The sequence below is a fragment of the Kutzneria sp. CA-103260 genome, from assembly GCF_018263855.1.
Taxonomy (GTDB): Bacteria; Actinomycetota; Actinomycetes; order Mycobacteriales; family Pseudonocardiaceae; genus Kutzneria.
The window spans coordinates 3,119,940-3,144,467 of the sequence record NZ_CP073318.1; the positions used below are offsets into that span (position 1 = coordinate 3,119,940).

Genomic DNA, 24,528 nt, shown 5'->3' on the forward strand with positions numbered 1-24,528 from the left:
GGCTGCGGGTTCAGTGCGCGGGCCGGTTCGCCTGCTCTGTACTGGAGAGAGCGGGAGCCGCCGGCAAGGTGCGGATCTGGCGGGTGGCTAGCATCGCCGCGCAGCCCAGAAGCGCCGTTGCCGCCGAAAGCAGCAGCACATTGGTGTCGCCGACGATCGCGGCGAGCGGGCCGGCCAACGCGCGGCCGACCGGCAGCAGCGCAACTGAGCCGACCACGTCGTAGGCGTAGATCCGGTTCAGCACGGCCTTCGGCACGTGTAGCTGTTCGGTGCTGCTCCACAGGACACTCCACACCGAACGCCCAAGGGCACCCAGACAGATGGTCCCGGCAAGCAGCGGCATCGGGCCGTCGGCGGCCAGCGCCAGGATCTGCGGAACCGTCAGAAACAGAGCGCACACCGCCACCAGCAGCGGTCGCCGTGGGCGGATCCTGCCGCACACAAGCCCACCCAATACGGCACCCACTCCTTGGAGAGCGACCGCTATGCCGTACATCTGGCTACCGTGGCGTTCAGTGATCGTCGCTGTGCTGAGGACATAGAAGGGGCCGAAGACCAGGAGGCCGAACAGGCCGAAAGTGACGATGACCATCCACAGCCACCGCCGTGACCTGAACTCACGCCAGCCCTCCACGAGATCCGATCTGAGGTAGCGGCCGTTCTTCCTCTCTGCGCGATGTCGGGGCGGCAGGCGCAGGAACAGCAGCAGCACGCCACTCGAGGCAAAGGTGGCGGCGTCGATTCCGACCACGACGCCCGGATCGAGCAGGGTCAACGCGAGTCCCGCGGCCGGGGGCGCCAGCATTGTCACCGTCGCCTCGGCGGTTCGCAGCAGGCCGATGGCCGGCTGCACGTCGTCAGTGATATCCCGGACAATGCTGCCCACCCCGGGCTGGAACAAGGCAGTTCCGATGCCGGAGAGAACCTGCATGACGACGAGTAGTGCGAGCGAGGCGTGGCCAAGCAGGAGAGCGGACGCCAGGACGCCCTGCCCGATGAGGCGCAGCAGATCGGCACTGAGCATCATCGGCAGCGGGCCGATCCGGTCGGCCAGGACGCCGCTGAAGAGCATCAGCGCGACCCAGGGCACCAGCGGGGCCGCGAGGACGAGACCGACCCCGGTGGCTCCATAGCCCTCCTGGAGGACAGCGACGGTCAGAGCGACAGGCAGCATGGCGTCGCCGGCAAGGGAGATCGTGCGCGCGGCGAAGTACCGCCGGAACCGGGGTAGACCCAACGGGCCTTTACTCTGTTGTATGACTACCTTACCCATATTTGACATACGCGACCAGAGCCTAATGTGTCGGCAAGGTCTGGATGGTCATCGAGCCGCCCCTCCCGTCGACTGAGAATACGACCTCCACAGCGAGAAGCGCGAGCAGTGGGAGAGCATCTCGCACCGCAAGATAACTGTCAACCACAACATCCGGGGCTATAGACGTTGCCCATCCCGCCGGAAGCGCAGGCATCCTTGACAGCGCCAGCGGTCATCCATAGGCTCGCCATTCTGAAATAAGGCCCACCCTTCCGGGGTCGACCTTCGCGTGTCACCTCTTTCTGATCTGCGGCAGCAATAAGCCATCCGCAGGCCTTGAAAAGATCACGAACCTAAGGACGCCATTGTTGGACTCAACATGGGACAGCCGCTTCGAAACCACGATACGTGACAACGTCAAGGGACTGAGCCCTGACACACCGTTGACGCCTGAACTCGATCTCACCGCACTCGGCCTTAGTTCGCTCGGAATGGTGCAGTTGCTGATGGCTCTGGAGAACGCGTTCGGGATCCAGGTGGCCGACGAGCAGCTGGACTTCAAGATCTTCACGAGTGTGTCCGGGCTCTGGCGGACCCTGGAGCAGTCCCGGGGCTCATCCGACGCGGGGACGCAGGCGCGACCATGACCGACCAGGCTGCGTTGGAGCCAGTGGCCGTGTCGCTGGACAGAGTGCTCCCGCTGCTGCGGCAGCAAGCTGGAGCCGCGGACGACAAGGGCTTCTTCCCCGCTGCCTCGATGCAGTCACTTCGTGACGAGAGGTTGCTGGGGCTCACCGTGCCGGCGGAGTACGGCGGTGGTGGCGCTTCGTTGCGCACCTTCGTCGCTGTGGCCCAGGAACTGGCTGGCGCCTGCCTGTCAACCGCCCATCTCTGGGCCATGCACTGCTTCCAGGTGGACGCGATCGCCCGGCACGGCTCACCGGCCCTGCGGGAGGCGCTGCTGCCGAGGATCGCGGCCGGCGACGTGTACATCGCCTCGGTGACGAGCGAACGCGGCCGGTCGTCCGATCTGTTCACCGCTGGGGCGCCACTGCGGGCGGAGGGCGACCACCTGCTCCTGGATCGGTCGGCACCGGTGGTGTCCGGCGGTGCCCACGCCGACGGATTCCTCCTCACCATGCGTGCCGCCGAGGACGCGTCTGAGCACGAGGTCTCGCTCGTCTACGCGGATCGCGGCGATCTACGCGTCGATGAGCGCGGCGACTGGGACACCCTGGGCATGCGCGGCACAGCCAGCGGCGGACTGGAGCTGTCGGGCCGAGTGCCGGCGACGAATCTCGTCGGTCGTGCCGGCGGGTTCGCCGAGATCGCCCGCAACAGCATGATCCCGCTCTCGCACCTGGGATGGTCCGCCTGCTGGCTCGGTGCGGCCCGCGGGGCGCTGGTCGACCTGGTGACGTGGTTGCGCGCCAACGGTCCGGCGGCCCCGGGCGAACTGTTCTACGAGCGGCTCGCCCACGTCCGGGTCGAGCTGGAACTGGTCAGCGCGTTCCTGTACCGGGTCCTGGACCAGGTGGAGCTCGCCCGGGCCGAGGGCCGTTCGCTGACCGAGCCGCGGACCCAGCTCCAGCTCAACGCCCTGAAGGTGATCGCCTCCGAGCACACCTTCCGCGCCGTCGACCGAATGATGGAGATCGGTGGCCTGCGGCTGGGCTACGGGCGCAGGTCGCCGATCCCGCTGGAGCGGCACTTCCGGGACCTGCGCTCGGCGAGCCTCAACCACGCGAACGACGGGCTCTGGACCGGCATCGGCGCCCTGACCCTGTTCGACCGCTCCGTCAGCCTCATCTGATCCCATCCCTGTCTGAGAGGTGCCATGCCCCGCCACCGGATACTCCTGCGAAACACGGTGCCCGCCAGCAAACGGGCCGAGCTCGAGCAACGGATCTTCTACGCGTCGTCGGCGATCGAGGACTACCGCCTGGTCGAGGAGGCCGACAAGGTTGTCGCGGTCGAGGTCGTGACCGGGCCGGGTGCCGATCCGGCCGACCTCGCCCGCAAGGTGGACCTCCTCATAGCCAACGATGTGCTACCGCAGCGCACGCGCCCCGCAGTGGTGGTTTGGCAGTCTCCGCACACGGCGGGCCAGATCGAGGACGACGTGTGGGCGAGACTGGAGCAGACGTCGGCGGTCGTCGAGATGGGAGAAGGGCTCTACGCGACCGGGGGCCTGTTCACCGACCTGCTGTCGGTCCTGGACGACATGCTGTGTGAGATCGCCGTCGACACCTTCGGCGCGGTTCCCTACCGGTATCCCACCTTGATCTCCACCGACGTCCTTCGCCGCGGCGGCTACCTGGACGCCTTCCCGCAGTTCCTGATGACGGCCAGCCGGCTCCATTCCGACGTCGAGAGCTATGGCGCCTTCCTGTCCGGCCTGGACGCGGCGGCCGACACCAGCACGTATCTCGACCAGTTCGGCGAGCACCTGGGCCACTGCCTCCCGCCCAGCATGTGCTTCCACACGTACCGACAGCTGGAGCACCGGCAGCTGCCCGAGGATGCCGCCGTGTTCACCGCCCGGGGAAAGTCCTTTCGGTTCGAGTCACGGTATCGGCGGGGCGTGGAGCGGCTGTGGGACTTCACCATCCGCGAGATCGTCTTCGTCGGGGACGGTGACAGGATCGCCGAACAGCGAAAGGACTTCATGCGGGAGACCTGGCGGCTGGTGGACGAACTCGGTCTGGCCGGCCAGGCCGAAGTCGCGCACGACCCCTTCTTCGGCAACGAGGCGACCTCCCAACGGGCGCTGGCCCAACGGATGATGGAACTCAAGTACGAGCTGCGCCTCCCGGTCGAAGGCGGGCGCTCGGTCGCCGCCGGCTCGTTCAACCTGCACGGCGACAAGTTCGGCTCGGCTTTCCACATCACGCTTCCGGACGGGTCAACCGCGCAGACCGCCTGCGTCGGCTTCGGACTCGAACGGCTCACCTACGCGTTCCTCTCGCAGCGCGGACTCGACGTGGACCGATGGCCGGCCTCGGTGCGACAGAGGCTTCAGAGCCGGATTCCGGCATAGCGACCACACCGAAGGAGACCTGCATGGACGGCCACGAATCCCGTACGGACGAGAAGGTCTGGGAACTCCTGGAGCACATATCGATCTCGGACCCCGACAACGAGCCGTTCGAGAAAGCCGTCCAGCTCGCTCCGCTGATCGACGACCCGGACGAGTTGCTCGCCCAGGCGGCACGACACGCGCTGGTGCCGAGCCTGGCGGACTTCCTGGTGCGGGCCGATTTGCTCCGACTGGTCCCCCACCACGCCCAGCGGCACCTGCTGGGCACGTTGCACTGGAACAGGTTCAAGACCCGCAGGCACGCGCACGAGGCGGAGCGCATCACCACGGTGCTCGCAAGCGAGGGCGTCCGGGTGGCCTGCACCAAGGGGGTGGTGTGCCAGCAAACCCTTTACGACGGCCGCGGCATTCGGCACTTCGGTGACATCGATCTGATGGTGCTGCCGGAGCACCGGGAGAAGGCGGCCGAAGTTCTCTACCGCCTCGGCTACGCAGGGGCCACGAAGTTCGACCACCGAACGGGCGAACTGCTGGAGATCTCGCGCTCGTTGCAGCTGATGTACCAGCTCTACCCGGATCACCTGCCGCACTTCTTCCGGATTCCCGCCGACGACGACGGCATGCCGTACTTCATGGTCGACGTGGCCTACAACCTGACGTGGTACGGCAGCAGCTGGCAGATCCCCATGGACCGGGCACTGGACAACGTTGTCGGGGTCGACAGCGGCTCCGTCACGCTGCCCGCGCTGGACGTGCCGTACGGGTTCATCTTCGTTGTGCTGCACCTGTTCCGCGAGGGCTGGTTCGAGCGCACCGTCCGGGAGAAGGACGTCCGGCTCGGCCAGTGCGCCGACGTGTGGCGGTTCTGGGAGCGCTTCGGCCGCGACCGGGTGGACGACATTAGGAAGGTCCTGGCGGAGTACGGCCTGGAGCCCGCCATAGCCTGGGTGTGCCGTCACGTGGACGACGTGTACCGCGGCACCATCACCGGTGAGCTGGGGCTCGACGAGTACTGCGACGACGGCTGGCTGCACAGCGCGGGCGCCACGGACGGCGGCTACCTGGTGTGGCAGGGCAGCCTCCGCGACCGGCTCCGCGACCGGCGGCCGCCCGTGCTCCGGCCCGGCGGTGAACCGTCCTTCGCGGCGGCGGCCCGCGTTTCACCCGCCTGAGGCGGCGCGCTCGCCGCTGCTGTTCTCATCCCGACGCCCCAGGAGGATGACATGTCACGCCCATATCTCCCCGGCACCGTCAACAGCCATCGGGTCCTGTTGGTGTCCGGCTTGTGGCCCTACGACACCGTGGACGAGAAGAAGGCCGTCGGCCGGCTGAACATCTTCCACAATCGCGAGTTGCGCGAAGGGATCACCGCGCTGGTCGGCGCCGACTCGGTCTACGACATCGGGCTGCGGGGTGCGGACGGCGGCCAGCCGCTGTTCCGTCCGAACACGGTGTCGGAGCCGACTCTGGTGTCGGTGGCGCTGAGGTCACTGCTGCCCGACGACGTGCACGTCACCGATCAGGAACTGGCCGATCTGCTGCACTCCGACGGCCGGTCGGAGGAGGACTTGAGGGCCGCCGCGCGAGACGCCGTGTGCCTGTTGTCAACCAGCTATGTGACGAACTTCCCGGACCTGCGCAAGGTCGTCGACAAGCTGCGGGAGCTGTCGGTCGGATACGTCGTCGCGGGCGGCTATCTGGCGACCCGCAACCCTGACGCCGTCCTCGACTGCGGCGTGGACGCCGTTGTCGTCGGCGACGCGGAGGACTCGATCGCCGCGCTGCTGCGGTGCCTGCGCGGTGGGGACGACTGGAGCAGCGTGCCGAATCTCTGGTACGGGACCGAGGACGGCGGCAAGGCCTACACCTTCGACCGCCTGGTCGCGCTGGACAGCATTCCCGTCACCATGCCGGACGGCGACCTGTCGGGGATCTCCGTGCCGTACGAGTCGATGCGCGGTTGCCCGTACAAGTGCGCGTTCTGCTCCTACCCGCTGGTGACCACCAAATGGCGGTTCAAGAGCGCTGAGAAGCTGCTGGCGGACTGGCAGGCCATCGAGCGCAGCGGCGCCAAGGAGATCATCGCGCTGGACTCGACGTTCACGATCCCGCCGAAGCGTCTGCGAGACTTCCTCGATCTCTACCACGAGGCTGGCCTGACCATCCCGTGGGGCGCGTACTCCAGGGTCACGCCGTTACGCAACGAGGAGACGGTGATCCAGCTGAAGCGGGCCAACAACCGCTGGCTGTCCATCGGTTTCGAGAGCGGCAGCCAGCACATGCTCGACCTGATGAACAAGGGCACCCGGCTCAAGGACGCCTATCCGGCGCTGGCCCACCTGCGCAAGCACCGAGTCGCGCCGTGGTCGAACTTCATCATCGGGTACCCGGGCGAGACCGAAGAGACTGTCGATGCGACCACAACCTTCATGTCCGAACACATCTTCGGTTTCTACGGCATCTACGTCTTCAACATCCGCGACCGAGCCATGCCGGTGCTCAGCGATCCGGGTGCCAACGTCCACTGGGAGGACGTGGGCAGCGACTGGACGCATTCCACCATGAACAGCGACCAGGCCACCGAACTGCGTTGGCGGACTTACGTCCGGGTCTGTCTGGCGAACCCCGACGCGATCAACGTCGACGTCTTCCGCGGCAGCAACGTCGAGAAGGAGTACGGGGTCTGGGACCGGGCATTCAGCGCGCTCAAGCACATCGAGGCGTGGGCGCTGCGCTGGATCGACCCCACGACCGTGGCGGCTGAGGGCGGGGACGACATCGCGGGGTCCGAACGGGCGCTGCGCGACCTGCTCGCCCCGCTCGGCTGAACGGAGGATTCTTGCCCATCATCGAGAACCGCCCCGTCGGCGTGCTCGCCGGAGGCCGGGGCGTGCTGCAGGGCTCGTCAGAAGTGGTCGCCGGGCGCGTCAAGACGCTGCTGGAGTCGGCCGACATCGCTGCCGCTGTGTTCCAGTACGGCAGCGAGGAGTTCGCCGCCGCGCTCGCCCGCGGGGACCTGCGCCTGCTCCAGGACGTCACCTACGGCGTCTACGGCCGGGCCGAGTCGCTGGCCGCCGCGGCCGGCCTCGGCTTCGTCGGGACCGGGGCACGACAGGCAGAGGTCTACGACAAAGTGCGGCTGAAGACCTTTCTCTCGCGAAGCCGGGTGCGCACGCCGGCCCATGTTGTGCTCGACGCCCACGCGCAGCCGTCCAGCTGGTCGGCTATCAGCCTGCTGGCGGGCCCGATCGTGGTGAAGCCGGCCACCGCGGACCTGCTCAGCGCGGGCGTGCGGTTCTTCGACGCCGCGGACCCGTGGCAGCCAGAGCTGCGCGAGCACATCGGGCAGCTGTTCGCCCTCGACCAGACCGTTCTGGTGGAGCGCTATGTTCCAGGGCTGGAGATCTGTCTCGGCTACGAGGTGTCGCGCCGGGGGTTCGAGATGTACCGGCCGCTCACCATAACGAAGGAAGCCCTGCTCTTCGACCACTCGGTCAAGACGTCCAAGCGGTACGCGTTCACACCGGTCGACGTTCCCGCGTCGGCGCTGCGCCAACTGAGTCGGCTCGGGCGGACGATGGCGGCGGAGTTCGACCTCACCGGGTGCTTCTACGTGAACGCGATCGTGGCGGACGACGGCGACGTGTCGGTGTTCGACGCCGGTGCGACAGTCGGCCTGACGGAGCACAGCTACTTCCCAGCCGCGGCTGCCTTGCGGGGCGATGCGCTCGACGACCTCCTCGTCCGGCAGTTCGTCGAACCGGTTGAGGATCTGTTGCGCCGGGAAAGCGCCACGCAACGCGAGCCGGCCGAGATGGAGACACGCTGAGTGGACGCCTGGCTGGACGGCGAGACTGTCGCCGAGGAATCAGTGACCCTGCACGTCAACAGTGTGACGGCGGCGCTCGGAACGGCGTTCTTCGAGGCGATGCGCTGCTACCCAGTGTCCAGACGCGGCGCCGCGGTGTTCCGCTTTGAGGCGCACTACCGCCGGCTTGTCCGCTCGCTCTCCGTGGTGGGGGCCCGGCTTCCGCTCACCGCCGAGGATCTGCTGTCCGCGGTCGCGGAGATCGTAAGCGCGAACTCGGCCGCAGGTCAGGCCTGCTACATCAAGGTGATGGTCTTCTGGGACACCGTACTCAGCGGCACTTCCCTCGTCGACCTCGGCGAGTTCACACCAAGGGTCGCGGTGTTCCTTCGCACGACACCGGACTCCTTCTTCCATAACTGCCCGCGGCTGCGCTGCCGGATCTCGTCGTGGCGCCGTATGGACGACAACGCCATGCCAGCCCAGGCCAAAGCGACCGCGAACTACTACAACGCGCGCCTCGGCCTGACCGAGGCGCTCGCCGCCGGCTACGACAACGCGATCTTCCTCAACGGCCGCGGCGCGGTCACAGAGGCGGCGGAGGCCAACGTGTTCGTCGTCGACCGGCGCGCCATGACGGTCGCCACGCCCTCGCTCGACAGCGGGGTGCTGCCTGGTGTGATCCGTGACTCCGTCCTGGAGGTGCTGCGCGGCGACGCCCGCTTCCAGGTCTGCGAGGAGCGGCTCCATCCGATGGACCTCTACGCGGCGGACGAGGTCTTCCTGACCAATACCGCCCAACTCGTCAGGCAGGTCAGCGAGATCGACGGACGGCAGTTGGCCACCGGCCCCGGCACTCTCGCCGGTGACCTCCGAGCCGAACTCGTCGACATCCTGTTCCGGCCCGACCGGCGCCCGGAGTGGTTCGCAGCACTTCCCATCTAGCCCCATGGAGCACACATGCATCGGACGGCCCAACAGAACGACGTGCTCATCGACGGTCTCACCCGCCGTTTCGAGCGCCAGAAACCTGCCGTGGACTACATGGCGGAGCACTTCGGCGTCGGACCGGTGGCGGACTTCGGCTGCGGCAACGGCATCCCGCTCGCCTACCAGGCAGACCGACACCCGGACCTGTTCTTCGTGGGAGTCGACCACAGCACCGACATCCTCAACCGCAACCTCGCGCGGGACCGCGCCAACGTGCTGCTCGTCACCGCCGATTTGGCAAGTCGGACGTTCCCCGACGACAGCCTGGGAAGCGCCGTCTTCAATCGCTCACTACACGAGGTGTACTCCCTTTTTGGCGAGGCAGGGCTGAAGCAGGCCGTGACCGCGGCGCGCAACGCGCTTCACCCCGGCGGACGCGTGTTGGTGTACGAGAACGCGGTCCCCAGCCGGGACCGGGTCGCCCTGCGCATCGTCACGGACGAGGTGCGCGAGCTGTTCACCCGCTTCATCCGCGACTACTCCGTCCGCCCGGTGCCCTGGACGCAGAAGACCCCGGACACCGTCGTCCTCCAAGAGGACGACGCGCTGGAGTTCCTCACCAAATATCGCGACCCCGACTGGGAGTCGGAGATGCGCGAGGTGCACTTCCTCTACTCGCTGGAGGAGTGGGACGCGGTCCTTGCCTCCTGCGGTCTGGAAAAAGTGGCTGTCCGGCGTTTCGACGATCGCCAGATCCTCGCCACGGACGGCGTGGAACCCGGCTGGGAAATCGCCGACTTCAAGCATGTCCTGGTCTACCGGCGGCCGGCGTGACAACGGCGACAGCAGCCGCCCGCGAGGCCTGGGACCTGATTCGCCAGCGAGACAAGGCACGGCAGATCCGCGAACAGACGCTGCGGCTGTCCCAGGGACGGCCGCATCATCTTGGTGGCCAGCTGTCCTGTGTGGAGATCCTGGTGTCCATCTTCTACGGTCACGCGCCCACGCTCCCCGACACCAGATTCGTGTTGTCCAAGGGGCACGCGTGCATCACGTTGTACGCGATACTCGCCGACCTGGGTCTCATTCCGGCGGAGGAGCTGGAGACGATCATGGAGGCGGGAGGGCGGCTGCTGGGGCACCCGTGCCGGACCACGACGCCCGCGGTGGACGCTTCGACCGGGTCGCTGGGCATGGGGCTGTCGATGGCGGCGGGGATGGCGCTTGCCGCACGGACCACTGGGCGCGAGACGCACGTGCACGCTTTGCTGGGCGACGGTGAAATGCAGTCCGGGCAGGTGTGGGAGGCCCTGATGCTGATGGGTCACCATCAACTCGACACCGTGCACACCGTCATCGACTGCAACGGCGCGCAGGCCGACGGCGACACCGCCGACATCATCGGCCTCGAACCGCTCCCGGCGCGGCTGGAGGCGATGGGCCTGGAAGCTGTCGAATGCGATGGGCACGACCTGGCAGCACTCAACGAAGCGCTCGCCGAACCCCGCCGGGGCCGGCCCCGCGTAATCGTCGCCCGGACCGTCAAGGGCAAGAGCGTTCCGATGATGGAAGGTGACAACCGCTGGCACAGCGGCGCCCTGTCCAGGGACCAGCTCGCGAATGCGCTCGCCTCTCTCTACTGAACGGAGCACGGTGAAGAGGTTCTCCAGGCTACTGCTCGACACGATGGAGACGGACTCCCGAGTCGTCGTGCTGGACGCCGACCTGTCGCGCAGCAGCGGATCGGCCGCGGTGGCTGACAGATGGCCGGACCGCTTCGTGAACACGGGGATCGCCGAGCAGAACACCATGGGCGTCGCCGCCGGGATGGCGCTGCTCGGGCTGCGCCCGATCGTGCACACGTTCGCGGCGTTCGCAACGATGCGGGCCTGCGAACAGATCCGCACGTCGATCGCCTACCAACAGCTGAACGTCACCATCTGCGCGAGCAAGGGAGGTCTCGCCGCGTCGCGTTCGGGTCCGACCCACCACGCGACCGAGGACCTCGCCATCATGCGGGCAATTCCCGGCATGACCGTGCTGGCGCCCCGCGACTTCCGCGACCTGACCGCGTCGTTCCCGGAGGTGCTGGACCTTCCGGGACCGGTGTACATCCGGATGCCGCCCGAGCAGGAGCCTGACGACCTGACGGGCTCCGTGCCGTCCATCGGCGCGGGTGTTGTGCTCCAGAAGGGAGCCGACGTCGTGCTCGCCTTCACCGGTAGCATGACGAGGACGGTACGCCAGTCCGCCGAGCGCCTCAGCGCCAAGGGGCTTGACGTCGGCATCATCTACCTGCCGTCCGTAAAGCCCCTCGACGACGGCCTCATCGAGCAATGCGCCAGGACGGCTCGGCTGGTGGTCACCGTCGAGGAGCACAACGTCATCGGCGGCCTGGGATCAGCGGTGGCCGAAGTGCTGTCAGCCCGCCGATCGGCGCCGCTGCTGCGGCTGGGGGTCGAGGATCGTTTCTGCTACGCGTCGGGCACCCACGAGGAGATGCTCGACGCCTACTGTGTGTCGGTCGAAGAACTTGTCCAGCAGGTCATGGAGCGTTGTTAGATGAGTCCCGAATCCTCACAACGGGCAGCCGACAGCGTCCGCACCCAACTCGCGGACCTGGTCGGGATGTACCCCGAGCTCGCCACATTCCACCAGACGGTCGTCGGGCGGCTTCCCGACACATGCCTGGAGTTGCTGCCGCGTACGGCGCTGGTCGTCGTCCCTCCGGACGGACTGATGCAGGGAGTGCACCGGCGGCTGCTCGACGAACACGGCGAACACGTGGTGGCTTTCCGGTTCCGCGTTCTGAGCCAGCGTCTTGCCGAGCGCCTCTACCTGGACGGTCTCGTGACGCGGGCGCCGGGGCGCCACATTCGGTCGTGGTGGATCAAGAGCAAGCTCTTCGACCTCGGAGAGGCGCTGGTCCTCCTCATGCGACACCCGACGGACCCCGGGTTCCAGGCGACCGTCACGGCGTTGAAGGGCGCCTCCGATCCGATGCTCGCGAAGCCAGGCACGTATCGGGAGCACTACCGGACCCCGAACAAGACCTTCGGCCTCCTGCACAGCTCCGACGACCTGCTGAGCATGTTGTACGAGGCGAACGTCCTGTTCGAACCCGAGGGCCTCACCCAGTTGTTGACCAAGCCGTGCTGGGACCCCGCACACCGGGCCCTCGTGTCCGGCTACGAAGGTGGAGTGAGCGTACGCAGGATCGAGTCCTACCGCGTGCTCTACCGGCTGAAGCGGCGGCTGCTGGCCGAACCGACGGCGGCGGGAGTGTTGCCAGTGTCGCTGCTCGAAGCGGTCGAGGAGAACTACCGGACCGCCCTCGACGTGGTCGCCGCCGACCCTGGGCATATCGCGGAGACGGTGACGGTTGCTCGGCTTCTCGTGGAGGAGCGCGGACTGCTCGACGGCATCCACCCGCACGCCGGCGTTTTGGCGGCCCCCCAGGAAGAGGACCTCCGAGTGGCGGGCGCCGAGGAACAGCGCGTGCGGGTCAAGACCGCGCTGGCCTGCTTGCGGACGCTGACCGAGCCGACTGCTCTTCGCACGGCCGGTTTCGAGAGCCTGGAGTCCTCGCTGGAGGCCCTCGGCATCCCGCTGACCGCGCTGGAACGCACCGTCTTAGAAAGCCTCTTCTTCTTCTACGCGACCGATCCGCCGCGAGCCACAGTGACGACATCAGCCGGTGCAGCCAGAAGGAGCGCAGCCATGCCCAACGCTTACCAACAGGTGCTCGACGCCGCCGAGAAGCTTGAGGATTACCCGCTTTCCCCTTCTGATGTGGCGGAGCTGGGTCGGACGGGTCTGGAAGCGACCGCAGGCCGATTGGCCTTCATGATCGTCACGCCCGACGCCGTGCACCGTGGCCTGCACGCGGACACCCTGACCAAGGTGCACAACGCCGGCTTCCGCGTCCTCGCGCACCAGACCAGAAATCTGCGCGACAGCGACATCGAGGAACTCTACAAGGACGGGCTGCGCGCCAAGATCCTGGAAAACCGGCGAACGCACTGGTATCTGACCCGTAAAGGGCTGGGCTTCGGCACCTCTCTCGGCCTACTCCTCCATCACCCCGACGGCGACGCGTGCGAGCGGCTGCTGCGGCTGAAGGGCGCCTCGAAGCCGGCCGAAGCGACGCCCGACTCGGTCCGTGGCTCACTGGGCAGCTACTCGAAGATCCTGGCACTGATGCACAGCTCGGACACTCCCCCGGCCGTGCTGCGCGAGTGCCTTCTGTACTTCACCGCCGAGCAGGTCCGCGGCGCGCTCTCTCAACTCGCCGAACACCCCACGCCGCAGGGGACCCCGATCTCTCTGCTGGTTGAGGCGCTCTCCCCGACCACCTCGTACGACGACCCGTTCACGGTCCTGTACGCGCTGAAGATCCGGATCTCCCACGCCCTCGCGGCACACCCGCTGACCGGCGCCGAACTCCAGCCCATGCTGGAACAGCACCTGAGCGGCCTGCGCGCCATGCGTGCGACGCTGAGCGCGGATCGAGTCCCTTGGCCGTCTCGAACGGCTGCCGTGGGCCACGAACTCGAGCGGGAGCACAAGCTGCTCGTCGAGGGCGCGCTCGCCCAGAGCCCGCAGTCGGCCCCGGGCGAGTCGCTCGAACGGCTGGCCTGGCACCGGCTGGCCCTCACCGCCCGGCAGCTGGCCGACCAACAGGGCTTCGGACAGCTCGACATGGACCAGGTGAGGGCGGCGCTCCATGCCGCGCACGTCCACCTGACCTCATGGGAGGCGTTGCTCGTGGAGAACCTGGTCTTCTTCTGGGAGCCGTGACTTGGCCACCGACTTCGGTGCTCAGTGGACGTAGTCCTCGACTACACCACGAAGGCCGGGCCCGCGCACAGATCGCGATGCATGGCGACGACAGCTTCGATCTCTGCCTCGGTGACGTCATTGACGAACGTGACGTCACCGATCCCGACCGGCAGGGGCAGCCGCTGCTGGCCGTCGCGATGCCGGACCGTGTCCTCAAGCGCGTGCACCAGCAGGTCGTGTTTGATCACCGGATGCCAGACCGGCAACTCCAGCGCGGACATCACCGCGAGGACACGGTCCCTTTCGACCCGGGTCAACAGGCCTCGCCGGTATGCCATGACCGTGGTCAACGCCATGTCCACACATACCGCCTCCCCGTGCAGCATCGCCGGCAGCGCCCGCATCTCCACCTCGGGACTGAACGTGTGTCCGTAGTCGACGCGACGCTCCAACTCGGCTTCCCAGAGATTCGGGTGCAGTTCCTCGAGCATGCCCTGGATGGCGGCGTGCAGCACGGTGACCGCCGCCCGGTCACCGACCGGCGTGCGGCCCTGGAGCTTCTCGTCCAGCAGCAGCCGACCGTGCACCTCCAGCAGTTCGAACAGCCGGAAGTCCTTCACCAGTGCGATCTTCAGAATCTCCGCGATGCCGTTGGCGATGTTCCTTCGATCCACTGTGGACAGGAAGGTGCGGTCCAGCAGGGTGAGGTCGGCGGCCATGTAGGTGCCAAGTCTGTTCTTGTGACCGTTGAAGTTCACGCCGGTCTTGACCCCGACGCCGGCGTCCACGAACCCGACGAGCGTGGTCGGCACGCGAATGAACGGGGTGCCACGCCGGTACAGACTCGCGACCAGGCCGACGACGTCCATCAGCACACCGCCGCCCACGACGACCACTGGTTCCCGCCGCCGGGCGATGCCGAAGCAATCGAGTTCCTCGGCGATCCTCTCGGCGGTAGCCAAGTCCTTGACGGTCTCGTCGGCCCGCACCACCACTACCGCGTGATCCACGCCGTGGTGCTCGAAGTAGGCGCGAATCGCCTCGCCGTACAGCAGATCCACGTTGCTGTCGACCACAACGAACCGTCGGCACCGCGCATCTCGCCCCGAACCGATCTCCAACAGGTCGGTGTGCTCAGGCCGAAACAGGCCGTCCTGGCACCGCACCTCGTAGCTGACCTCCCTCTGGGCGCGCACACGCCAGGTCCCCTCGCGGTCGAAGTGCAGTCCGCTCCGCTCGTTCACCGTCCAGCCCCCCGAATCGAATGTCGCGCGGGGAACAGTTCCGCACGTCGGCGCGCCCACGCGAGATCGGCGGCCAACCGGACGGAATCCCCGTCGCGGTAGTCGTTCTCCAGCACGAACGCGTGCACCGGCGCCTGATGTCGGCGCAGTGCGTCCACTGTCTCGTCGAGCTTCCCGATCCCCGAGCCGAGCAGCGGCGATGCGCCGACGGTCGGCGGCCCGTCCTTGAGGTGCACCTGATCGGCCAGTAGGTCGCTCGCCAACGCCACCAGCTCGGCGACGCACCGGCCGGTCGCCACCGGGTTGAACGTATCCAGCACCAGCCGGAACGCCGGCGAGTCGATCTCCTCGGCGAGCGCGCGAGCCCGTTCACCGTCGAGCACGTTCTCGTTTGCCAGCAACACATGCCGCGCTGCGGCCTCCGCCGAGGCCCACCGCAGGACCTCGGCCGTTCGGGTGAACGACTCCAGCCCGTCGATCGCGCTACGGCGAAAGCTGGGCACGAACACCAGTGGCACGCCCAGCTCGACCGCGGCGTCCAGCAACCGGATCAGCAGTGGACGCACGATCTCCGACTCCGCGGTCAAGCCGACGTCGTTGAACTGGTTGCCGGCCAAGGCAAGCAAGTCCACGCCACACTCGGCCGCCGCGGCACGCAACGCCTCGATCCGGCCCGGCCCGTCAATCGGCTCGCCGCGTCCCGGCCCGCCGAAGTCGAGTTGCACGCCGTCCGCGCCGACCAGAGCAGCCAGTCGGACGGCTTCCGGCCCGGACGCCGCCAGGCGCCACTCGGTCAGCCCGACCTTGCAGCTCACGGCAGCGTTCGGCTCTGCGAAACGGGTAAGCCGCCGCGGGCCGATCTCCACTCGCCGTTGCCGTCGACCACAAGACTGTCCCCATGGTGGCCCTCGCCCCCACTCAGCGCCAGCTCGACCGCCACCCGTCCGAACGCCGACGGTGCCATGTAGCCGCTGTAGTCGAAGTCTGGCGGTCGGCGCCGGCGGATGCCGGGGCTGTCCACCATGCCGGCCGGCAGCACCTGCACCACTCGGACATGGCTCTCCTCCTGGGTCAACGAATCCAGCAGTGACTTGGCCGCGGCCTTGGAAGCCGCGTAGCCCGAACGGCCCGGTCCGCCGTTGAACGCCACTTCGGACGAGACCCCGACGAACAACCCCGATTGCGCCCGGCGCAGGGCCGGGAGCAGCGCCCGCAGCGTGAGCCAGAGCCCGGTCACGTTGACCTCCAACTGCGTGTGCCATTCCACCTCGGACACCTCGCTGAATCTGGCGCGCTTGTCTCCGTAGTGCACGGCCGAGAAGCAAGCGGCGTCCACCCGCCCCGTGCTCAGTCCGACCAGCCGCTCACGGGCGTGATCGGGCTCGGAGAGGTCGAGCCGGACCCAGCTCAGGCCCGGGCCGACTGCAGGCCGCCTGCGGCTGCACACCACGACCTCCGCGCCCGCGCCAGCCCACGCGTCGGCGATGCCGCGGCCGATCCCGGTCGAGCCGCCTACGACGATCATGCGCCGTCCGGTCAGCGAGCCCATCAGTTGTGCTCCGCGATTCGCACCGACAGCTTGACCAGCCGTCGCCCGTCGATGAGGCGGTCATGCGACCGGGCCAGTTCCCGCATCACCCGCGCGGCGCCGTCGAGGTCGGTCTCGTGTGTGATCAGATCCCGATAACGGCCGGGCTCGCGGCCCAGTTCGGCCGCCGCCGCCAGAAGATGCCGGTTTGCCACTCCTCGGTGACCGAACACCCGCAGCCGCCCCGACGTCACGACGTGCGCGGGATCCGGCCGGCCACCGCAGTTCGCCGCCCGGACGGCGGTGAGATCGACATCCGGCAACGACGGGGCGCCCGCACCAGCTGGAAGGCCGCCGACGATGTCGATCACCTCGGCCCCGGCCGCGATCGCCACCTCCAACGCCGGCACGGTCGCATCGCGCGGTGTGGCCACCAGCGCGGCGGTCGGGCCGTCCAACGCGACTTCGGCCAGATCCGTCAGCAACTCGTCGGCCGAGTGCGGGCCGGCCCCGCTGAACACCAACCCCGCCTCAGAGTTGTGCAGGAGGACTACCCGAACGTCCGCGCCCAGCCAGCACCGCGAGGCCCGCACCGCGATATGTCCGATGGTCCCGTCGCCCACGACGAGCAGCGTCGCCATGGCGAATCTCCTCAGCTCGCCCAACGCGTAGCGCACCACCGCCAGCGGCTCCAGCAGCGGCGCCAGCGTGACATCAGTCGTCGCCGGCAGCGGAATCACCAGTCCACCGGTCACAGCCGGCGCGGGCACCAGCGTCCGCTCCTGAAACAGGCCATCCACGTTGTGCCCCAACAGGAACGACGGATCGGCCGGGTGTGTCGGGTTGACCGTGACGAGCGTGCCCGGCGCCAGTTCGTCCGACACACCCGCACCGGCGGCCGCCACCCTCGCCACGCCCTCGTGGCCGATCACCGGCGCTGGGTCGTCCCGCAAGCCCCGCAGCATCTGGATGTCCGTGCCACACAGGCCCGCGTACAGGGGCGCGATGCTGAGCTCCCCCGGTCCCGGAACGACAGTCGGTCGCAGTTCGACCGACGTCGTGCCCATCCCGCGCACGATCGCCCGGTGTCGGCCGGTCACGTCAGTTCCTCGGACAGTGCGGCGATCCCCGCGCCGACAAGTCCACTCACCTCGGTCACGGCCATCCGGTCGCGAATCCAGTCCGGCTTCCGCTCACTCGTCAGGTACAGGCCGTCACGGTCGAGATGGGCGAGCACCGCGGCGAGGTAGTGCTCGCCCAGGCCCAACGCCACGCCACCGGTGAAGGCGACAAGGTCCAACTCGGGATCGAGGCACAGCGACGTCCGCACGATGTCGGCGATCGGCTTGGCCGCAGCCGCCAGCAATTCGACGGCGACGGTGTCGCCGGACCTCACCGCCCGGGTCAGCGCCACTTCGAACGGCTCACCCCGGGCCAGTTCCTGGGCGAGATCCGACGCTACCCAGACCGGGCCCCGCCGGTGCCGGAGGACCTCGCCGAGCCGGCGGATGCCGGGCCCTGACGCGTAGGCAGCGACATGGCCCTGCCGGCCGCAGTCGCAGCGCAGGTCCAACGGCAGGCCGTCGACCGCCACCGTCGCCGGCAGATGGCCGATCTCCCCTTGAAGTCCGCAGCCGTCAACGGGAATCTCGCCGGTGCGCTGGTCGATCACGCGACAGGCGACACCGGTGCTGATCGTGGCCAGCCACACTTTGCGCAGACCCCGGGCGCGTTGCGTGCTGGCCAGGTGCAGCAGCGCGGCCGTGACGTCGTTGACGACGTGCCAGCGCACGTCAGGCCGGGCGCCCCGCAGTGCGGCGACCAGATCGAACGGCCGGCTGTCGACGCCCCACAGCGGCGCGGAGGCGTAGACGGCACGCGTGCGGTGGTCCAGCGCGGCGCCGAAGGACACGCCGGCAACTGCGCCCGCCGGCACCACTTCGGCCATCATCCGCACCAGCACGGCCCGCGACTCGTCGACCGACACGCCCGGCTGGCGGAAAGTGCTCGGCGACGACGTCCGCCGCACGTCGCCGAGCCCCTGCTCCGGCGACCACCGTGCCCAGCGGACATGTGTGCCGCCGACGTCCAGAACCGTGATCAGCAAAGTTCCCCCTCACTGCAGCCGATTCAGCTGAGGACCTCGGACACCTTCCGGTAGGCGTCGGCGAACTGCGGCATCGTGTAGCGCTCCACCACCGTGGCCCGCGCCCTGTCGCCGAACTCGCGCCGCAGGGCGGGATCGTCGAGCAGGCGGCACAGCTGGGCCCGGACGTCGTCGAGGTCAGCAGGGTCGACGAGAATCCCGTTGTGCCCATGGGTGATCTGCTGACGCAGTCCGCCCACATCGGAGGCGACCACCGCCTTCGCCTTGACCATAGCCTCGGTCACCGTGAGGCCGAACCCCTCCTGGAGGCTCTTCTGCATCACGACGTCGGCCCGGCGCTGCAAGGCGTTCACCACCAACGCGTTGCGATCCTGCTGCTTCATGGAGATATTCACCAGGTGCACCCGCGAACGGTCCACTTCGGACAGTTCAGCCAGCACGGCGCGGACCTCGGCCAACACGGCCAAGCCCTCGGGATCGTCCGGGATCTCGAGGGGATTGGTCCCGGCCAGCACCACGTGCACGTCCGACGGCAGGCCGACCACGCAGCGGGCCACGCCGGGCATGTCCTTGAGCGGATCCCACCGCGACACCTGGAGCACCACTCGCGCGCCCGGCGGCAGCGGCCGTTCCTGGACAACCACCACGTCCGACGCCTCCCGGCCACTGGTGAGGCCGATCTCGGCCAGCACCGCCGCGATCTCGTCCGGGCCGAGCTCGCGGTTCTTCACCGCCTCCAGGTCGATCGCCGGCGGGATCAGGAACAACTGGTGGGCGCTCGGCGGCGCGAACTCCGGCAACGTGGTGACCACGGCGTCCACCGCCTCGAGTTCGGGGCCGAACGCCCGCCACATCGCCCCCGGCCCGCGCTCCGGCTCGATCACCGCCCCGATGTGGCAGTGCCACACCGTCCGTCCACCGGCTGCTTTGATCGCCGGGGCCAGGCCGAGCGTCTGCGGGTCGTGCAGCACCACCACATCCCCCTGGACGACGCGCTCCTTGAACCACACCTGCTGGGGTTCGAGCGTGGCCCGATAGGTCCGCATCAGCTCCGGGTCATCGAGCCGTGCCGGGTCGGACTGCCCGTGCAGCAAGTGATGCAGGTACTTGGTCACGGCGTAGAACTTCGCGTTGCCGGCGATCACCGCCCAGCCAGCCGGCTGCTGCCGCAACAACCCGCGCAGCAGCTCCGAAACCCCGCCGCCGGTGGCCGTCGCGTTCACATGCGCGTGCAGCGGCCCCTCGCCGCCGGGTTCGACTTCCCAGACCGGTGTCAGCATGATGCCGCCTCCTCCGACGACGTGACGATCAGGGTTTCCTCACGCCTGCGGGCCACGGCCGACGCCAGCGCCACCGGCGCGATGAGCATGGCGATCAGGCCGACGAAGCCCACGGCCACCGACAGGGTCGTCAGCTGCGCGATGGCGCCGAGCAGCGGCGGTCCGAGCAGGAAGCCGGAGTACGCGATGCTCGTGACGAACCCGATCTCCCGCGCGCCGCCAGTGCCGTCGCCACGTCGGCCCGCCTCCCCCGCGAGTTCGGCCATGATCGGGAAGGAGAACGCGACCCCGCCGCCGGCGACGGCGTAGCCCACGTAGGTCAGCCACGCGACCGGCACTATCGCGGCCGTCAGCAGGCCGACCCCGGCCAACAGCGACCCGACCACCAGGATCCGGACGGGCCCGTAGCGGCGCTGGACGCGTTCGCCGAACAGCCGCACCACCGCCATGGCCAGGCAGAACACGGAGAACATCAGTGCGCCCGCGGCTTCGGACATGCCCCGCTCACGCACGGCGAACAGCGCGGACCAGTCGCCGTTGGAACCCTCGACGACCGCGGAGAAGAACGCGATGCCGCCGATCAGCCACAGCGCCGGCCGACGCAGCATGCCGCGATCGAACCGACCACGCGCGGCGGCGTCGACCCGCTCCTCGGCGGGCACGAACCGGATCACGCCGGCCGTCACGGCGACGGAGCCGACGAAAATCAGGGCGAAGTACAGCCTGAGGTCCGCGTGGGCACCGGCGGACAGCGCGGCAGCAAGAGAACCGGCCAGCGCGCCGAAGCTGAACCCGGCGTGGAAGACCGGCATCAGCGGTCGCCGCAGGCGACGGACGACGGTCACCGCGGCGACGTTCATCGACACGTCGAACGATCCGATGGATGCGCCCACCAACACCAGCACGACCCCCAACTGCAGCGGTGTCCGCACCAGCGCGAGCAGAGGCAGGGCACCGGCCGACACCACGGCTGACACCAGCACCGTGACACGGGCGCCGAACTGGGCGGCCATCCGGCCCGCGAACGACGCCGACGCGGCCAGGCCGAGACTGGCGCCGAACAGAGCGAGCCCCAGCACACCCGGGCCGGCGCCGATCTGCGCGGCCAGCGCCGGCACACGGGGCGCCCACGAACCCGACACGACGCCATTGAGCATGAACACGACGAAAACAGGAACCTGCCCCGACCGTTGCCCCCGCGAACGGATCACCGGATCGACTCCGCCAGCCGGGCGGCGACCGCGACCGTGGTCAGATTGGTGTTGGCCCGTGGAATCACCGGCATCACCGAAGCGTCCCCCACGTACACATTGGACACACCGTGGATCCGCCCGGTGGCGTCGGTGACAGCGGCGGGGTCGTTCTCCGGGCCCATCGCGCAGGTGCCGACCGGATGCCAGTACCCGCCCGGTGTCTCACCGACCGCCTGCCGCCGGGCCGGTGACCAGGCGGTGAGACTGGCCAGCTCACGGACCGGCGCTGTCTCGGCGAGCTCGTGGACGAGGTCGACGCCGTCGAGCGCCACCCGCCGGTCGTGGCGGTCCGCATCGGTGAAGTAGCGATGGTCGATCAGCGGCGGTGCCAGCGGATCCAGTGACGTCGCCCTGACAGAGCCACGGGACCGCGGCCTCAGCACGAACACGTACATGTCGACCGCCAACGGGCCGACGAACCGTCCACGCTCGTCCTCGGCCGGCCCCGAGGTGGGCACGATGTGCAGATCCCAGTACTCGTCGGTGGCCGAGCCGGACCGAGCCTTGAGCACAGTCTGCGGCACGTAGGCGCCGTCGTGCGGCAGGTGCGCTGCGGTCGGTGTCAGCGGGAGGTGCACCTTCGGGTGGTCGATGAGGTTCTCCCCCACCCCGGCCAGCGGCAGCACCACCGGTGCGCCAAGGTCGCACAGCACCGACTCCGGCCCGATTCCGCTACGCATCAGCAGTGCCGGATTGCCGTAGACGCCGGTCGCGAGCACGACCGTGTCGGCTTCGACCGTCTCGGCCCGTCCGTCCCGGACGATCTCGACGCCGGTGGCCCGATCACCGCGGACGAGCAGCCGGACCGCCGTCGCTTCGGCGAGCACCTGGAGGTTCGTCCGCCCACGAGCCCGATCGAGGTAGGCGAATGCCGCGTGCCACCGTGTGTGGCCGACCGCGTTGAGCGGCACCCAGCCCACTCCTTCACGCGTGTCGAGGGCATTGACGTCATCGACCTGCGGCAGGCCAAGGCTCCTGGACCCGGCCACAACCGCCTCGTGCCAGACGCCTCGGTCGGCCGCCGGGACTTCTCGCACCCGCAGCTCACGCATGGCATCGGCCAGGAAGGGCGCTGTAGAAGCGAAATTCCAGACACCCTCGGTGTAGGCGGCCCACGCGTCGTAGTCGGGAGGCGCGCCCACGGTGATCCAACAGGCGTTGCTCACCGAGGAGCCGCCGATCACCCGCGCGCGCGAGGCGTGCGCGGGACCGTCTGGATCCCAGTCGTGGCTTCGTGCCGGCATTCGGCAGTCCAGCAGGTCAGCCGGCCATCGACCGCTCGTGTGGGGACCGTAGTCCGGGCCCGCCTCCAGCAGCAGCACCGAGCGCCGGTCGTCCTTGCTGATCCGTTCGGCCAGCACACACCCGGCCGTTCCGCCGCCGACCACAACCACATCTGCCCGCAGTCGCTCTGTCATCAACTCTCCGTCCACCTCGGACTGAACCGATCGGACGGGGGCACGCGATAAATGGATCCTGCCCACCACCGCGAGAAGCTCGCCGGAGCCCCTGTGACAACTCCCCCCACTGCCGCCGAATGTACAACTCTTGCATAGACCTGTAAAGAAGTTGCGAAACTGCTGCGCAACGGTCACCGCATGACCTGGAGCGCACTCCATCAACGGAGGCTTCGTGCACGCCTGAAACAGCTCTGGATTCAGACTGCGCTCGGCCGTGCCGGTCCACGACAACCCCACATAACCGGCCATTAGCTCCGACCCCGACCCACAGCGGCCCGGCAGGATCCGTCCTGCCGGGCCGCTGTGCGGCAAGCGGGGGAATCCGCTACCTCATTCGGTGATTTCCACAGCGGAGCGTGTTCTCCGCTACCCGGCGTCACAGCTAACTTCGGCCCGAACTGGCGCGGAGGTGGCGAATGACGGTCGACGCGGCACTGGGACCCGGCTCCAGCACCTGGGACCGCCTCGGACAGTGGCGGTACCTGCTGGTGATGCACCGCTCCCTGGTCCTCCAAGCAGCGCACCCGGCCGTGGGCGCGGCCGTCAGCGAATTCTCGGTCTACAACGCCCGTCCCTGGCGAAGACTGTTCCGCACCCTGGAAAGCCTCCACACCTACGTCTACGGCAGCGCCGCCGAACAGCGCCACGAACTGGCCCGCCTCGACCGCCTGCACCGACGGATGCGGGGCACCGACGGCTACGGCCGAGCCTTCCACGCCGGCGACACCGCCGCCCGAGCCTGGGTGCACCTGACCATCTTCGACGCCGTGCTCACCATGCAGCGCCTCGGCGGCGACCCGCTGTCCGCAGCGGAGACGGCACGCTTCTACACCGAGTGGCTCCGGCTCGGACAGAACTTCGGCCTGGCCGCGGACGACATGCCGGCCACACCCGAGGAGTTCCACGTCTACTTCGACCGCATGGTCGCCGACACCCTCGAAGACAACGCGACCGTCCGCGACCTGCTGTCAGGCAGCGTCTACCGCATCCCGCCGCCACCCGGCCTGCCGATCCCCACGCTGGTCTGGGCGCCACTGCGCTACGCGGCCGTCACCGCCGCCGTCCAGGCCACGATCGTCACGCTGCCCGCCGTCTACCGCGAACGCCTCCGCCTGACCGCCCCGCCCGGCGCGGATCTGCTGGTCAACGGCGCGCACCTGGCTGTACGGCTGGCCACCGACCTGCTTCCCACGCCCTGGCGGTACATGCCCCGCGCCGCAGCGTCGATCAGGGCCGCCGCCGAACCCACGCCGTCCCACGTCGCCTCCACCCCCGAGTCGTTCTTCGGCCGCGTACTGGACCAGAACGGCGACGGCGTGCTGCGCTGGAGCGACATGCTGGCAATGGCCCGCGAGCTCAGCATCCACTTCGACCTCGAAGAAAAGGACGAAGACACCGTCCACATGGCGTTCCGGTCCTGGTGGGAGCAGTTGTGCACGGCCACCGGCACCGCCACGGACGCCTCCGTGACCGCCGCCGCCTACAGCCAGGCGATAGCCGACCACCGCTACCCCGGTCCGCCTGACCCCGACCACGGCTACGGCGCGGTGGCGGCCGCGGTCCGACGGCTGATCGACCGTGACGGCAACGGCGAAATCCTCCCGGACGAGTACTCCCGGCTCCTCGACCACAGCCCGCGCCGCGCGGAGATCATCGCCGCCATGCGGGACCTCGACAGCGACGGCGACGGCACCGTCCAGGCCGACGAGCTGGAGCAAGCCTTCCGGGACTTCCTCACCGGCCGCCACGACCTGGAAGCCGCCCGCCACCTGCTCGGCCGCGCCTGACACCACCAAGCCTGCCCTGCCCGGTCCTTCCCATCCTGCCGCCCACTCCTGCCC

Annotated in this window: 21 protein-coding genes; 12 read left to right on the forward strand and 9 right to left on the reverse strand. The window is 68.6% G+C overall.

Translation table 11 applies throughout. The annotated features are described in order from the left end of the window. Positions 1-10: 10 nt before the first annotated feature. Positions 11-1,273 (reverse strand): MFS transporter, encoded by a 1,263-nt coding sequence (locus tag JJ691_RS13535; protein WP_211769122.1) that lies wholly within the window; start codon positions 1,271-1,273, stop codon positions 11-13. Between the two features lie 425 nt (positions 1,274-1,698). On the opposite strand from JJ691_RS13535, the gene JJ691_RS52230 reads away from it, so the two are divergent. The 11 genes from JJ691_RS52230 (at position 1,699) to JJ691_RS13590 (ending at position 13,833) form a co-directional block, all read left to right on the forward strand. Then, positions 1,699-1,902, forward strand: coding sequence for a phosphopantetheine-binding protein (locus JJ691_RS52230; protein WP_256449430.1), 204 nt, complete (start codon positions 1,699-1,701; stop codon positions 1,900-1,902). Then, entirely contained in the window at positions 1,899-3,068 is a 1,170-nt protein-coding gene (locus tag JJ691_RS13545; protein WP_211769125.1) for an acyl-CoA dehydrogenase family protein, read from the forward strand. Before JJ691_RS52230 ends, JJ691_RS13545 begins: the two co-directional genes overlap by 4 nt. Before the next feature lie 57 nt (positions 3,069-3,125). Continuing rightward, positions 3,126-4,295: a hypothetical protein gene (locus JJ691_RS13550; protein WP_211769126.1), complete on the forward strand. Its 1,170-nt coding sequence runs from the start codon at positions 3,126-3,128 to the stop codon at positions 4,293-4,295. A 23-nt stretch (positions 4,296-4,318) separates the two neighbouring features. Further along, entirely contained in the window at positions 4,319-5,467 is a 1,149-nt protein-coding gene (locus tag JJ691_RS13555) for a nucleotidyltransferase family protein (protein WP_211769127.1), read from the forward strand. Positions 5,468-5,518: 51 nt separating this feature from the next. After that, the gene (locus JJ691_RS13560; RefSeq protein WP_211769129.1) at positions 5,519-7,123 is read left to right on the forward strand and encodes a B12-binding domain-containing radical SAM protein; all 1,605 of its coding nucleotides are present in this window, start codon (positions 5,519-5,521) and stop codon (positions 7,121-7,123) included. Between the two features lie 11 nt (positions 7,124-7,134). Further along, on the forward strand, positions 7,135-8,124 hold the full coding sequence (locus JJ691_RS13565) for a hypothetical protein (protein WP_211769130.1): 990 nt from the start codon (positions 7,135-7,137) through the stop codon (positions 8,122-8,124). Further along, positions 8,125-9,048, forward strand: coding sequence for an aminotransferase class IV (locus tag JJ691_RS13570; protein ID WP_211769131.1), 924 nt, complete (start codon positions 8,125-8,127; stop codon positions 9,046-9,048). A 42-nt stretch (positions 9,049-9,090) separates the two neighbouring features. Further along, entirely contained in the window at positions 9,091-9,867 is a 777-nt protein-coding gene (locus JJ691_RS13575; RefSeq protein WP_211769132.1) for a methyltransferase domain-containing protein, read from the forward strand. Beyond that, positions 9,864-10,676, forward strand: coding sequence for a transketolase (locus JJ691_RS13580; RefSeq protein WP_211769134.1), 813 nt, complete (start codon positions 9,864-9,866; stop codon positions 10,674-10,676). Before JJ691_RS13575 ends, JJ691_RS13580 begins: the two co-directional genes overlap by 4 nt. Before the next feature lie 10 nt (positions 10,677-10,686). Beyond that, entirely contained in the window at positions 10,687-11,595 is a 909-nt protein-coding gene (locus JJ691_RS13585) for a transketolase family protein (protein ID WP_211769135.1), read from the forward strand. Positions 11,596-11,661: 66 nt separating this feature from the next. Beyond that, positions 11,662-13,833 carry a nucleoside-diphosphate kinase gene (locus tag JJ691_RS13590; RefSeq protein WP_211769136.1) on the forward strand — a complete coding sequence of 724 codons (2,172 nt, stop codon included), beginning with the start codon at positions 11,662-11,664 and terminating at the stop codon, positions 13,831-13,833. Positions 13,834-13,874: 41 nt separating this feature from the next. Here the strand turns inward: JJ691_RS13590 and JJ691_RS13595 are convergent, their stop codons facing one another. From JJ691_RS13595 to JJ691_RS13630, 8 genes are read right to left on the reverse strand one after another with little or no spacing between them, the layout of a single operon-like run. Continuing rightward, entirely contained in the window at positions 13,875-15,011 is a 1,137-nt protein-coding gene (locus tag JJ691_RS13595) for a sedoheptulose 7-phosphate cyclase (protein WP_249227893.1), read from the reverse strand. Between the two features lie 44 nt (positions 15,012-15,055). Beyond that, positions 15,056-15,874 carry a sugar phosphate isomerase/epimerase family protein gene (locus JJ691_RS13600; protein ID WP_211769137.1) on the reverse strand — a complete coding sequence of 273 codons (819 nt, stop codon included), beginning with the start codon at positions 15,872-15,874 and terminating at the stop codon, positions 15,056-15,058. Next, positions 15,871-16,608, reverse strand: coding sequence for an SDR family NAD(P)-dependent oxidoreductase (locus JJ691_RS13605; protein WP_211769138.1), 738 nt, complete (start codon positions 16,606-16,608; stop codon positions 15,871-15,873). The genes JJ691_RS13600 and JJ691_RS13605 overlap by 4 nt, the downstream gene beginning before the upstream one ends. Then, on the reverse strand, positions 16,608-17,687 hold the full coding sequence (locus JJ691_RS13610) for an alcohol dehydrogenase catalytic domain-containing protein (protein WP_211769139.1): 1,080 nt from the start codon (positions 17,685-17,687) through the stop codon (positions 16,608-16,610). Before JJ691_RS13610 ends, JJ691_RS13605 begins: the two co-directional genes overlap by 1 nt. Further along, on the reverse strand, positions 17,684-18,694 hold the full coding sequence (locus JJ691_RS13615; RefSeq protein ID WP_211769140.1) for an ROK family protein: 1,011 nt from the start codon (positions 18,692-18,694) through the stop codon (positions 17,684-17,686). Before JJ691_RS13615 ends, JJ691_RS13610 begins: the two co-directional genes overlap by 4 nt. A gap of 23 nt (positions 18,695-18,717) precedes the next feature. Further along, a complete protein-coding gene (locus tag JJ691_RS13620) occupies positions 18,718-19,974 on the reverse strand; it encodes a glycosyltransferase (RefSeq protein ID WP_211769141.1) in 1,257 nt (418 codons plus the stop codon). Then, complete coding sequence (locus tag JJ691_RS13625) at positions 19,968-21,131, reverse strand: MFS transporter (RefSeq protein ID WP_211769142.1); 1,164 nt, start codon at positions 21,129-21,131, stop codon at positions 19,968-19,970. Before JJ691_RS13625 ends, JJ691_RS13620 begins: the two co-directional genes overlap by 7 nt. Before the next feature lie 50 nt (positions 21,132-21,181). Further along, positions 21,182-22,645: a GMC family oxidoreductase gene (locus tag JJ691_RS13630; protein ID WP_211769143.1), complete on the reverse strand. Its 1,464-nt coding sequence runs from the start codon at positions 22,643-22,645 to the stop codon at positions 21,182-21,184. Positions 22,646-23,103: 458 nt separating this feature from the next. Here JJ691_RS13630 and JJ691_RS13635 point away from each other — a divergent pair, with 458 nt between their 5' ends. Next, positions 23,104-24,474 (forward strand): oxygenase MpaB family protein, encoded by a 1,371-nt coding sequence (locus JJ691_RS13635; RefSeq protein WP_211769144.1) that lies wholly within the window; start codon positions 23,104-23,106, stop codon positions 24,472-24,474. Positions 24,475-24,528 lie beyond the last annotated feature (54 nt).